General features: G+C 64.6%; 9 protein-coding genes. 4 read left to right on the top strand and 5 right to left on the bottom strand.

Annotation, left to right across the window (positions count from 1 at the left end; all coding sequences use genetic code 11):
- The 3 genes from K8I61_19120 to K8I61_19110 all read left to right on the top strand — a co-directional run.
- The coding region (locus tag K8I61_19120; protein ID MBZ0274159.1) for a hypothetical protein at positions 1 to 2,078 on the top strand (2,078 nt) is incomplete at its 5' end.
- Positions 2,079 to 2,280: 202 nt separating this feature from the next.
- Positions 2,281 to 3,954 carry an energy-dependent translational throttle protein EttA gene (ettA, locus tag K8I61_19115; GenBank protein MBZ0274158.1) on the top strand — a complete coding sequence of 558 codons (1,674 nt, stop codon included), beginning with the start codon at positions 2,281 to 2,283 and terminating at the stop codon, positions 3,952 to 3,954.
- Between the two features lie 8 nt (positions 3,955 to 3,962).
- Complete coding sequence (locus K8I61_19110) at positions 3,963 to 5,876, top strand: sulfatase (GenBank protein ID MBZ0274157.1); 1,914 nt, start codon at positions 3,963 to 3,965, stop codon at positions 5,874 to 5,876.
- Positions 5,877 to 6,321: 445 nt separating this feature from the next.
- On the opposite strand, the gene fsa is transcribed toward K8I61_19110, so the two are convergent.
- Positions 6,322 to 7,050: a fructose-6-phosphate aldolase gene (gene fsa, locus K8I61_19105; GenBank protein ID MBZ0274156.1), complete on the bottom strand. Its 729-nt coding sequence runs from the start codon at positions 7,048 to 7,050 to the stop codon at positions 6,322 to 6,324.
- Positions 7,051 to 7,157: 107 nt separating this feature from the next.
- Positions 7,158 to 7,925, bottom strand: a complete 768-nt coding sequence (locus K8I61_19100; GenBank protein MBZ0274155.1) for a porin family protein — start codon at positions 7,923 to 7,925, stop codon at positions 7,158 to 7,160.
- 325 nt (positions 7,926 to 8,250) lie between these two features.
- On the opposite strand from K8I61_19100, the gene K8I61_19095 reads away from it, so the two are divergent.
- Positions 8,251 to 8,412, top strand: a complete 162-nt coding sequence (locus tag K8I61_19095; protein MBZ0274154.1) for a hypothetical protein — start codon at positions 8,251 to 8,253, stop codon at positions 8,410 to 8,412.
- A 63-nt stretch (positions 8,413 to 8,475) separates the two neighbouring features.
- On the opposite strand, the gene K8I61_19090 is transcribed toward K8I61_19095, so the two are convergent.
- The 3 genes from K8I61_19090 to K8I61_19080 all read right to left on the bottom strand — a co-directional run bounded on the left by K8I61_19090 (position 8,476) and on the right by K8I61_19080 (position 12,766).
- A complete protein-coding gene (locus K8I61_19090; GenBank protein MBZ0274153.1) occupies positions 8,476 to 10,524 on the bottom strand; it encodes an EAL domain-containing protein in 2,049 nt (682 codons plus the stop codon).
- Between the two features lies 1 nt (position 10,525).
- The gene (locus K8I61_19085) at positions 10,526 to 12,418 is read right to left on the bottom strand and encodes a HAMP domain-containing protein (GenBank protein MBZ0274152.1); all 1,893 of its coding nucleotides are present in this window, start codon (positions 12,416 to 12,418) and stop codon (positions 10,526 to 10,528) included.
- A gap of 204 nt (positions 12,419 to 12,622) precedes the next feature.
- A complete protein-coding gene (locus K8I61_19080) occupies positions 12,623 to 12,766 on the bottom strand; it encodes a hypothetical protein (protein MBZ0274151.1) in 144 nt (47 codons plus the stop codon).
- Between the last annotated feature and the right edge of the window lie 88 nt (positions 12,767 to 12,854).

Below are 12,854 nucleotides of genomic sequence, written 5' to 3'. Positions count from 1 at the left end.
ATCCGGAAGCGCCGGAACCCGACGGCGACGGCGCCGGTGCGTCCGATGACCCGGCCGGCGGCGGCGACGACGATGGGCAAAATGGAACCGGCGGCCGGGCCGTCGTCCTGCGTCTTTCGCCGGACCCGCGCGAGGCCGGCGAGCTGTTCCCCGCGGGACAGCGCTTCGAGATGGTGCTCGATGTCTACGATGAGCACGGCGAACTCGAAGGCACGACGACCGACTACACCCTCACGTTTTCGCCGGACGCCGATGGCGCGACGTACGATATTGGCGCCGGGTGGATCCGCTTTTCGCCGCAGGCGTCGCGCCACTATCAGTTCACGGCGACGTATGCGCCCGCGGACATCAATTCGCAGGCGGTCGATCTTTCCGTAACGCTATCGCCGCTTGCCGAGGTAGCGATCGAGTCGCCCGCGGGAAACCCGTACACGAACGCGACGGCGATCGAGGTCGCCGGCCGCTGCACGCTGACCAACGACGCGCGGCGCCCGTGCCAGGGCGTGCGCGTCAACGGCATCGACGCCGTCAACAGCCCGCAGCCCGGCAAGGATTGGTCGAACTTCACGATCGGCCTTTCGACAGGGACGGGCCTTTTCCGCGTGCGCGTCGAGGCGATCAACGAATACGGCGTCGCCGCGCACACGCACAACCTTGCGCTTGTCGTCGGCGACACGCGGCCCGAAGGCCTGACCGTGACCACCGGCGTTGTCGCGCGCGCGAACGGCGAGGCGCTTGACGCCGTGGCAGAATCCGTAACGAGCGAGATGGCGTCGCTCGATCTCGGCGCGCTGGCGCCGTCGCCGTTTGTCACCGACTCGCAGGGCGCGTTCACCGCGTCGCTCGATGTCGAGGATCCGCCGGGGATAACGCACCAGGCCGCGAATGTGGCGATCGAGCCGAACGCAACCGGAGCGCGCGTGACGATGGCGTTTGACGACGTGTCGATTCCGCTTTCCGGCGGCGGTATGAAGGACGGATCGCCGTGGAGCGGCAGCGGAACCTTCGCGGCGAGCCGCGTCGGCGTCCGCGCGCGCCTGGCGTTTTCGCCAGGTGGCGGCGGCGTCGCGGACGTGACGCTCGCGGATGTGGAAATCGAAATCGACGACGCGACGCTTTCGGGCTTCGATGCCGTCGGCGCCGCCTTCGAGACGGCGCTTTTCGACGCGATCGAGGCGGCGCTCGCCGATCTCACCGCGCAGGCGGCCGGCGACGCGCTCGCGCCGGCGCTCGACGGGGCGTTCTCGAAGATGCAAGTCGCGTCAACCGGCGCCGCCAACGGCAAGACGGTGTCGATGGGCGGCGCGTTCACCTTCGCGGCGTCGGACGACGGCGGCTTGTCGTTCGCGTTCGACGTGGATGCGACCGCGAGCGCGAAGACCGACGCCTCGCTGATGCCGGGGAGCTTTCGCCGCGCCGGCGCCGCGCCCGCGATGGGCGCGACGGCGCCCGACGGATTGGCGTACGCGTTTGGCGTTGTCGTCGACGACGATCTATTCAATCAGGTGCTGTACGAGCTTGAACGAGCCGGCGCGTTTGATGTCGTCGTCGGCGAATTGACGACAGCCGATATCGCCGGGGCCTTCCACGACCTGTATACGCTCTATCCCGGCGCGGACGTCGAGCTTCGTTTTGCCGCGAGCCTGCCGCCGATTTTCGTCTATCGCGAAATGGCCGGGGAGCTTGCCGCGTCGCTTGGCGTCGCGAACATGCGTTTTGATATCGTGTTTCCCGGCGCGGACGGCGGAGACGACGTATTCGCGCTGTCCGCGAATCTCACCTTCGAGCTTGCCGCGGACGCCGGCGAAAACGACGGGCGCTTCATGCTCGCGTTCGACACCGCCGGCGTGTCTGCCGATGTGACGTTGCTGTCCGCGATGCCGGGCGCCGAACTGGCGGCCGCGCAAGTCGCGGATTTCATGCCGACGATCGCCGGGATGCTCGCGCCGGTGTTTGAACAGGCATTCAAAGCGATCGCGCTGCCGCGATTCGTCGGCCTCGAATTCGACGTCACCGCGACGCACGCCGACGGTGTTGCCGAGGATTTTCTCGGGGTGTACGGCGGGATCGCTCCGTAGCGGATGGGCGACATGGACATGATGGACCGGATGGAAACCATGGACCCGACCGACCATCGCACCCTTGCCCAAACCTCCGTGATCTCCGTTTCTCCTCCGTGCTCTCCGTGTACCGCATGAAAATGCGCCGATGATTGACGCGCCCCGCGCGTGTTGATAGGAAACGCGCGAGCCGCGCGAACCCCCTATCTCCGAGACACGCATGAGTACCCAGTTCGTCTATCAGATGCACCAGCTTCGCAAATCCGCGGGCGGGCGCACCATCCTCGACGGCGTCACGCTGGCGTTTTTCCCCGGCGCGAAGATCGGCGTGCTTGGGCCGAACGGCGCGGGCAAGTCCACACTGCTTCGCATCATGGCCGGCGAGGACCACGCCTTCGACGGCAGCGCGGGGCCGTCGCCGGGCGTGACCGTCGGCTTTTTGCCGCAGGAGCCCCGGCTCGATCCCGAAAAAACCGTGCGCGAGAACGCGGAGATGGGGCTTAGCCACCAGCGCGACCTGCTGCGCCGTTTCGAGGAAATCAGCGCCGCATTCGCGGAGCCGATGGACGACGACCGGATGCAAAAGCTGCTCGACGAGCAAGCTGCCCTGCAGGACGCCATCGACGCGGCCGGCGCGTGGGAGCTTGACCGCACGATGGAAATCGCGATGGACGCGCTGCGTTGCCCGCCGCCCGACTCGCCCGTGACGAACCTTTCCGGCGGCGAGCGGCGCCGTGTCGCGCTTTGCCGCGTGCTGCTGGAGCGGCCGGACATCCTGCTATTGGACGAGCCGACCAATCACCTTGACGCGGACAGCGTCGGGTGGCTCGAACGGCATCTTGCGGAATACCCCGGGACCGTCGTCGCCGTGACGCACGATCGCTACTTCCTCGACAACGTCGCGGGCTGGATTCTGGAGCTCGATCGCGGCAAGGGCATTCCGTACGAGGGCAACTATACCGGCTGGCTCGAACAGAAATCGAAGCGCCTTGAACTCGAGGAGAAAGCGGAGACCTCGCGCCGCAAGACGCTCGAGCACGAGCTCGAGTGGATCCGCATGGCGCCGCGCGCGCGGCAGGCGAAATCGAAAGCGCGCTACACCGCGTTCGAACAGTTGATGGCCGAGGAGGCCGAGGCGCGTCGCCGCACGGCGGAAATCGTCGTGCCGCCCGGGCCGCGCCTTGGCGAACTTGTCGTCGAGGCGAAGGGCCTGGCGAAGGCATACGGCGACATGCTCCTGTTCGAGAACGTCGACTTCAAGGTGCCCGCGGGCGCGATCGTCGGCATCATCGGCGGAAACGGCGCGGGCAAGACGACGCTGTTTCGCATCATCACCGGGCAGGAGCAGCCGGATTCCGGCACGTTGCGCCTTGGCGAGACGGTGCGCCTGTCGTACGTCGACCAGTCGCGTGACGCGCTCACGCCCGAAAACACGGTATGGAAGGAGATTTCCGGCGGCGAGGATTTCCTTGAGCTTGGCAAGATCAACATGAACTCGCGCGCGTACGTCGCGCGGTTCGCGTTTCGCGGCACGGATCAGCAAAAGCTCGTCGGCAATCTCTCCGGCGGCGAACGCAACCGCGTGCATCTGGCGAAGATGCTCAAGACCGGCGGCAACGTGCTTTTGCTCGACGAGCCGACCAACGACCTGGACGTCGACACGCTGCGCGCGCTCGAGGATGCGATCGTCGATTTTCCCGGGTGCGTGTTCGTCATCACGCACGATCGCTGGTTTCTCGATCGCGTCGCGACGCACATCCTCGCGTTCGAGGGCGACAGCCGCGTCGAGTGGTTCGAGGGGAACTACCGCGACTACGAGATCGACCGCAAGCGCCGCCTCGGCGTCGAGGCCGCGCAGCCCCACCGCGTCACCTACAAGAAGCTCACGAGGTAGCGGGCATTTTGTCCCGCGCCGGCTGGCTCCGATTCGCGACGGCGTGGATGATGGCGTCCGCGCCGTTTGCGGCGCTGGGCTACGTCACCGGGCGGCTCGCGGCTGGCGCGCACGCGTATCTCGAACGCGATCTCGCGGCGCTGCACACCTTCGCGATCCGCCAGGCGCTCGGGCCGTCGGTCGGCCTCGGGCTTTCGATCGGCCTCGTGTTCGCGATTTATACGCTCGTCGCGCGCGCCGCGTCCGGCACGCGGCTCGGCGCGCGGCGCACGCATTTCGCCGTTGCGATCGCGCTCGTTCTTCTTGTCGGCGGCTTCATGGCGTGGAACTGGCGGGAATGGTCGATCCTCGCCGAGACGGCGGCGTATCAAAAACGCGTGCTGCCGATGCCGATCGCGATCCTCGCGCTCATCATCATGACGCTCGTGCAGGCGACGCTGCGCGTGAAGCTGGCGTTCATCGCCGCGGCGGGCCTGTCCGCGACGATCGTGGCCGCCGCGGCGGGATTCGGCGTAAGGCGCGCATCGAATGCCAAACGCGAGCCGTTCGCGCCGATATCGCGCGCGCGCCTGTTTGCGGGCGGCATCGCGCTTTTGATCAACGCCGTCGCGTTCGCGTACGCGGGCGCGCCGCTCGACGCGACACCGGTGCCAGGTTCGCCGCCGGTGATCCTGATTTCCATCGACACCCTGCGCGCGGATCACATGTCGGTGTACGGCTACCGTCGCGACACGACGCCGCATCTGGCGAAGCTCGCCGCCGAAGGTACGATCGCGACGCAGTTCGTCTCGCAGGCGCCGTGGACGCTGCCCTCGCACACGTCGATGCTGACGGGGCTTTCGCCGACGGATCATGGCGTCGTCGAGCACGCCAGCCGCGTTCCGCCGCGCACGGCGCTCGCGAGCGAATACCTGAAGGCGCGCGGCTACAAGACGATGGGCGTCGTCACCGCGCTGCTGCTGGCGCCGAGCTTCGGATTCACCGCCGGATTCGAACGCTACGAAATGAACATCGCGTGGAACGCGGGCCACGCGGTCAACCGCGCGCTGGCGCTCGTGAAGAACATGCGCGCGCCGACGTTCCTGTTCCTGCACGTTTTCGATCCGCACTTTCCGTACGCGCCGCCGAGGCCGTTTTACGCGAAGTTCGGCAACGTCTCGCGCGAGTTCGATCAAAAACAGAAGGGCAATTACTTCGATTTCGCGCGATGGGTGATGGAGCGGCCCAAGGACCGGCTCGCGGCGACGATCGCGCGGTACGACGAGGAGATCGCCTATACCGACGACACGCTCGGCGGGTTTTTCGAGGAGCTGAAACGGCGCGGCATCTACGATCGCGCCTGGATCGTCGTGGTGTCCGATCACGGCGAGGAATTTCTGGACCACGGCTCGATGGGCCATTCGGCGACGATGTACGAGGAGCTGTCGCACGTACCGTTCATCGTCAAGGCGCCCAACGGCGCGTGCGCCGGCGCGCGTATCGACGACGCGCAGATCCCGCAAAGCGCGGTGCTGCCGCTTCTGCTCGCCGCCGCGACCACCGAGGGGGCGAAGGACATCGCCTGCACGGGACCGGGCGGCTCGCCGTCGGTGTTCAACGACCTCATCACGCACGAGCCGGTGCTCGCCGAAAGCCGAGTCTTCGGGCCCGTTCGTTTCATGGCGCGCCTGCCGGAGATGAAGCTGCATTCGCCCGCGAAGATCGAAAAAGGCGGGTTCGATATCCATCACGATTTCGAGCTGTATGACCTCGCGAACGATCCGCGCGAGACGGAAAATATCTACGTGCCGGGCGCGGCGCCGGCGCTCGAATCCGCGATCGCCGCGGGCTACACGTCCGCGGAGCAAACGCCCGATGCCCCGACGCAGGACTTCGATCCCGCGACGCGCGAGCGGCTTAAGGCGCTGGGGTATCTGAATTAGTGGCGAGTGACGAGTGTCGAGTGACGAGTGGGTGTGTGCCGTGTCCGCGGGTAGCGAGTGCGGATACCGCGCCCCCGACGCCGTCATCCGGGTGCCGATGACGCGCCTCCCGACGCCGTCATCCTGAGCGAAGCGAAGGATCTGGCTGGCCTTGGCTGACGGCCACGCTGCTGCCGGGGCGAGACCAGATCCTTCGGCTCGCTACGCTCGCCTCAGGATGACGAACGTCGCTACGCTCGCCTCAGGATGACGAACGTCGCTACGCTCGCCTCAGGATGACGAACGTCGCTGCGCTCGCCTCAGGATGACGAACGTCGCTGCGCTCGCCTCAGGATGACAAACGTCGCTACGCTCGCCTCAGGATGACGAACGTCGCTGCTCGTCTAAGGGCGACAAATGTCGCTACGCTTGCCTCAGAATGACGAACGCAATTCCGCTTTCCGCGCTACTTCTTGCCGCCTTTTTTCGCCGCCGTCTTTTTCGCCTTGGCGGCCTTCGCGGCGTCCTTCGCGGCGGCGTCCGATGTCACCGCGGCGGGGATCTTCGCGTAGTCGGCCTTGAAGATCTCGATGCCCTTGTCGGTCAGCGGATGGTGGAACAGGCGCTGCAACGTGGAGAACGGCATCGTACAGATGTCCGCGCCGGCGAGCGCACAGTCGAGCACGTGGATCGGGTGGCGGATCGACGCCGCGAGGATCTCCGTGTCGATGTCGTAGTTGTCGAAGACCTGGCGGATCTGGTGGATGATATCCATGCCGTCCTGACCGATGTCGTCCAGGCGTCCCAGGAACGGCGATACGTAGCTCGCGCCCGCTTTCGCCGCGATGAGCGCCTGCGCCGGCGAGAAGATCAGCGTGACGTTCGTGCGCACGCCTTTTTTCTTCAGCTCCTTTACCGCGATCATGCCTTCCGGCGTCATCGGGATTTTCACCACGACGTTCTTGCCGTATTTCACGAGTTCGCGCGCTTCGCGAAGCATGCCTTCGTGGTCGTCGGAGATCACCTCCAGGTTGACCGGCCCGTCGATCAGCTTGGCGACCTGCGTCGCGATCGAATGAAACGTCTGGCCGGTCTTGGCGACGAGCGACGGGTTGGTCGTGATGCCGTCGATGATGCCCATCGCCACGCCCTGGCGCAGCTCGTCGAGATTCGCGGTGTCGAGGAAAAATTTCATGAGGAGCCCCCTGTATGCGTGACGCCCGTAAGCGTGTCGATTGAGAAGCGTTTTGTCTGCGGGAGCATAGCCAAATTTTCGGAAAGCGGAAGGCGATGAATCGCGCGCTACATCTCGGCGGGAAATTTGTAGCCGACAGACAGGAAGATGCTCGTCTCGGTGAAGATGGACAGCTCGCCGTTGAAAAAAACGTGCGGGGTAATGAAGTAGTCCGCGCCGATCAGCACGCCGAATTGCTGGTCGCCCGCGAGGTCGTTGTCGCGGCCGGTGACCCCGATGGCGACCGGGTCGTACTTCAGGCCGCCGTATGGCACGACGCCCTGCCAGATGTAAGCGACGATGAGAGCGGCTTGCGTCTCCTGATAACGCGCCTCGATGTCCGTTCCGCCGACCTCGTCGGAGGTGGTGTACCCGAGGTATTGGCCATCGAGCGAGATGCGCAGATTCGTGTCGTAAAACCAAAGGGGGAAAATGTTGAAACGCAGTCCGCCGCCGTAGAGCGTGGCGAGCGTGCCGCGGAAATCGCCGTCGTCGAGTTGCAGGTCCGCGGCGCCGATGAGCGCGTACACGTCGATGTAATTCACCGGCGCGACGTCGATTTTCACCTGAAAGCGCGAGCTTTGCGCCTCGTCCACGAGATTTTCGTCGTTCTCGACGACGACATCGCGCAGTGCGAATCCGACACCGGTGCCAATGGAGAAGGCGGGCGGGCTCGTGAGGTTATAGGACAGGCCGCCGACGGGGGCCGCCAGCGCGGCGCCGGACCAGGCGGCCAGAACCAGAAGCAGGATGACGACGGCGGCGGCGATGGCGGCCCAGCGGGCGCGCTCGTCTCGCGGACTATCCGTAGTAAGTCTCGAACGAGGCTCTACCATATATTGTGCGTGTGTAACGGGTGCGAGGAGCGAAGTCAAGTTGATTTTGGATTTCGCATTTCGGATTTGGAATCGCGGAATCGCAAATTCGCAACGCAACACGAAGGCACAAAGGACACGAAGGCGAGCGGGATTGCGGTTCGTTGGTTGGGTGCGGGCTGGGGCAGGGGCTGGGGCAGGGCGCAAATGAAAGCGCCGCGCGAAGAGTTTTCGCACGGCGCCTTGAAATTTGCGGTCTGTCGGCCGCGTCCCACGTCTATCGGCCGCGTGGGCAGGTATCTGAAAAGGGGAACGGATCCCCGTTGTTCAAAAGGGGGGTCGCGACATGGCCGATCGCGACCCTGCGAGTTTTTCCAATTCCCTATCCCTCAAAGAGCTGCCGAATCAAAGTCCTGCCGGGAAACGAAGCAACACCCGTGCCGTCGTCGCGGCGGTGACGGATTGGCCCGGGATCACTTGGGTTTTCGATTTTGACGGCGACGGGTGAGCGCACGAACGGCCGGCGTTGGCGCTGAAATTCTGAGGGACGCGGTGAAAATCTGATTCGAAATCACGACGCCGGAAGCGCGATACTAGCCCGGTTAGCGAACATCGCCTCGATCTCGCCGGCGGGTTGCGGCCGGCCGAAATAATAGCCTTGGGCGAAATCGCACCCCACCGCGGTAACACGCGCGAGCTGTTCGGCGGTCTCGATGCCCTCAACGGTCACCTTCATACCGATGGCGTGCGCAAGCGTCACAATCGCGTGAACGAAGGCGCGGTTGTGTTCGCTTTCATCCAGCGAACGCACGAACTCGCGATCGACCTTCACGGTCGTGAACGGCAGGCGGTGCAGCGAGCTGAGCGACGAGTAGCCGGTGCCGAAATCGTCGATATGCAGGCCGACGCCCAATTCGCGCACGCGCGTCAGCTCGCGAACGGCGGCGTCGAGGTCGTCGATGACGAACGATTCGGTGATCTCGACGTTGACGCGCTCCGGCGCGAGCCCGGACGTCTCGAACATGCCGCGCAGGCGTTCGGGCACGTCGCCGTTTCGTAGCTGGCGGGCCGAGACGTTGATGTTCAATTTGACGTTCCCGGCGGCGGGGAAACGGCGCGTCCACTCCGACAGGCGTCCCGCGGCGTCGTGCATCACCCAGTTGCCGAGCGCCAGGATCTGTCCGCTTTCCTCCGCGATCGGGATAAACATCGCCGGCGACAGCAGGCCTTTTTCGGGATGCTGCCAGCGCAACAGCGCTTCGAACGCACTGATGGAGCCATCGGTGAGCGAAACGATCGGCTGATAGTGCAGCACGAGCTGGCCGTGCTCCACCGCGCGCCGCATATCGTTTTCCATCTCCAGCCGAGCGCGGGCGGCGATGTGCATCTCCGGGGAAAAGACGGCGTAGCCGCTTTTGCCGGCGCCCTTGGCGCGATACATCGCCGTGTCCGCGTCGCGCAGCAGGTCGTTGGCGCTCTCGTAGCTCCTGCCGCCGACGGCGATGCCGATGCTGGCGGTAACGTTGATCTCCTGTCCCGCGATGTTGAACGGCTCCAGCAAGAAGTTGAGCAGGCGTTCGGCGACGATGGCGGAATCCGTCGGCCGGCGGATTCCCTCGAGCGCGATGACGAATTCGTCGCCGCCGATGCGCGCCGCGGCGTCTTCCTCGAAGCGGCCGACCGCGTCGATGGAGCGAATGCCTTCCTTCAGCCGCCGGGCCACCGCAATGAGCAGTTCGTCGCCCGCCGCGTGGCCGAGGCTGTCGTTGACGACCTTGAAGTTGTCGAGGTCCAGGAACAGGACGGCGAAGAAATATTCGTCGAGCCGCTTTTGGCGCTCGATGCACGACGCGAGGCGATCCAGAAGATACGCACGGTTCGGCAGGCCGGTGAGGGTGTCGTGGTAGGCGTATTGACGGATTTTTTCTTCCGCCTCGGTCCGCACGGAGATTTCGCGTTGGAGGCTCTCGTTGGTTTGCCGCAAGCGGTTCGTGAGTGCTTGCGTTTCGGCCAGCGTGTGCCGCGCGTGGCGCGTCACGTTCCACTTTTCGGTGAACGCCGCCGCGATCTGAACGGCTTCCACGTTGTCAAAGGGCTTTTTCAGAAGCAGTAGCCGGTCGTTGCGGCCCAATTCGCGGACGATGTCGGCCCATGTGTAATCGGAGTAAGCCGTGCAAACGACGACCTGAAGGTCCGGATCGATCTTCCAGAGTTCGCGAATCGTCTGGACGCCGTTCCAGCCCGGGGGCATCCGCATATCCACGAACGCGACGGCGTATGGACGACCCGCCCGGTGCGCGGCCAGGGCCAATGCGTATCCGTCCTGTCCCTGAAACGCGAAGTCGATCTCAAACGCGGGGCGCGTATCCACCGGCGATGCCGGCGCACCGAAAAGCTGCGCCTCGAGCGCGTCCAGATCCTCGTTCGCCGGTTGAGACGGTGCGAAAATCTTGCGGAAATCGTCGTGGATCGACTCCATGTCGTCGATGACAAGCACGCGCGTGTTGAACGATTCGCCCGCCAACGCGGGGACCGGTCGATACGCGGCGGCTTCATCGTCGATCGGCATGGGTGCCCGGCGGTCCGCGTCCGGCCACTCGGCCGTAGAGGTCGCGTTCATCTCACGCCGCCTTTCCGGCGCTTTGCGCGCCGACGGGAATGTCGATCACGAAGGACGCGCCCATTCCGGGGCCGTCGCTTGCCGCGCGCAACTCGCCGCCAAGTTCAATCGCCGCGAGCGCGGAGTAGTGCAGGCCGATGCCCTTGCCGCCTTCCTTCGTCGTGAAACCGGAGGCGAAGATGCGCGTGAGCAGGTCTTTCTCGATGCCCTTGCCGTTATCGATGACGGAAATGCGCAGCCTCGCGGATTCCCCGCCCTCGACGCGGATCGTCACCTTGCGCCCGTCCGTGCGATGGTCCACGACCGCGTCCTTCGCGTTGACGAGCAGATTGATCAACAACTGCGAAAACTTCAGGCGATCGACGCGCACGGGATCGTTGGTTTCAAACACGCATTCCAGCTCGATGCCGTGTCGCACGAAAGAGGCGGCGACAATCGCGAGCGCGACATCCACCAGTTCGCGCGGCGTGATTTCCTGCGTCGATTTTTCGCCCGTGGCCAGGGCGCTTTGCGCGATGAGAAGCTCGCGGATGTGCGTCAGGTTCTTGCCGCTCGTTTCGAGTTCCGCGAGCGTCGCGCGATTCTCGTCGCGCAGGTGCGCGGTCAGGCGAGATAGATAAGCGGGTACCTGGCGTCCGCGCTCGTCGCGCGAAAGGAAGTCCGCGAGGTCGGCTTCGTGATCGGCGATGAGCTTCGCCACGCCCTCAAGCTTGTCGATGCGTGAGTCGCGTATCCTGTCCGTGACACTCGAATAACTGACCGTCAGGCCGTTCAGCGCGTTTCCGATGTTGTGCATCACGCTCGCGGCAATGTCGGACATGCCGACGCGGCGCGAGGCCTCGGCGAGCTGCGCGCGGGATTCGGCGAGTTGTTTCAACATGCCGTTGAACTCGGAACCCAGGCGGCCAAGTTCGTCCTTGCGGTCGGCGGGCACCTTGGCGGAAAAATCCGACTCCCGGCCGATGCGCGTGACCTCGCGGGTCAGTCGCGCGATGGGGCGTATAACGAGGACAAACAGAACCGCCAGGACCGTGATCAGGGCGAGCGCGCTGATGCCGGCGGTGAAAAGCAGCGAGGTGTTCACGGCGGCGAATCCCGGCGTCGTGATTTCGTACGGAACAAAGGCGCGCAATTCGAGGCCGCGGACGCCGTCGAGATCCCTCATGAAATGGGTCACGACGTGGCGGCTTTCCTCGGCCTTCATGGGGAATGAGGCGACCTCGGGCGGTTCAAAACCTTCGGAGGCGACGGCACTTGCGTAGTCGGCGGCGGTCGTCTGCGTGACGACGAAGTCGACGCGCGTCTGTTCTTGAAGGCGCTTGACCTCTTTCTCGTCCAAGAACCGGCCCATGAGCAGGCGGCCCCGCGACGGGCCTTCGGATTTGGACGTGACGATATCGCGCGAGCCCCAGATCAGCGGCCCATGACGCGTCACCAGAATTCCGGTGGCCGGTTTGGTGAGCGACGGGGTTTTCATGAACGGGTGGTCGGGCGGGAAAAACGGCGTCGCGACCGCCCGCAAAAAAACTTCATTGCCGTCATGTTGCGTGAAGCGATCTTTCAAGACACCGTTTTGGTCAATGAAAAGAAGGACGTCGATGCGGGCGTTCGTGAACGTCTCCTCGGTCAAATTGCTTTCGCGGTAATCCGCGTTGTTGTCGCGGATGAACGCGTAGGTGTCGTCCCAAGCCGCCCAGTCGCCGGCCAGGAGCGCGATGTGCGCGACCTCGCGCTCGATGGCGTCCACGCATCGCTGCATGTCCTCTCCCGCCGCGGCGTGTTCGAGGCGATCGAAGACGGGAACCAGGATCGTGCGTTGCCACGTGATGATCCCCGCCAATGAGATGATAAAAAGCAGGGTCAACGGAAGGACGAGTTTTGCACCGAGTTTCATGGGACGATTCCCATCTCGACGACGCAAGGGGCGGCGCGCGGCATGATGTTATGGTTTCCGCGATGTCGAGTTCGCGCATTTTTCAACACGCGATTCAACTTTCCATAATTGATTTCGGATATTTCCAGTGTTTCCTGAATCAGATTCTTCTGCGGAATTGATCTAGATCAATTTGATAGCGCGCGGTCCGCCCCGTTTCTCGCGTCAATGGGCTCGTGCGACCGCGACGAGCAAAGCGGGGCGAATGACGAGCGTTTCCCGGGCCGCTTCGAGCATCGAGGCGGGGAAGGGGTCGGCTTTCATCGCGAGGCGAGCGGCGCGGCGACCCGCCTTGTGCGTCAGCGCCACCTCCGTAAATCCGGCTCGGGCAAGCAGGTGCGTCAGTGCGTCGCCGGTGAACAGGCGCCGGGCCGGAGGATCGGCGCCTGTTCACCGG

This window comes from bacterium (assembly GCA_019912885.1).
Taxonomy (GTDB): domain Bacteria; phylum Lernaellota; class Lernaellaia; order JACKCT01; family JACKCT01; genus JAIOHV01.
This window is presented reverse-complemented; position numbering and strand designations above follow the sequence as displayed.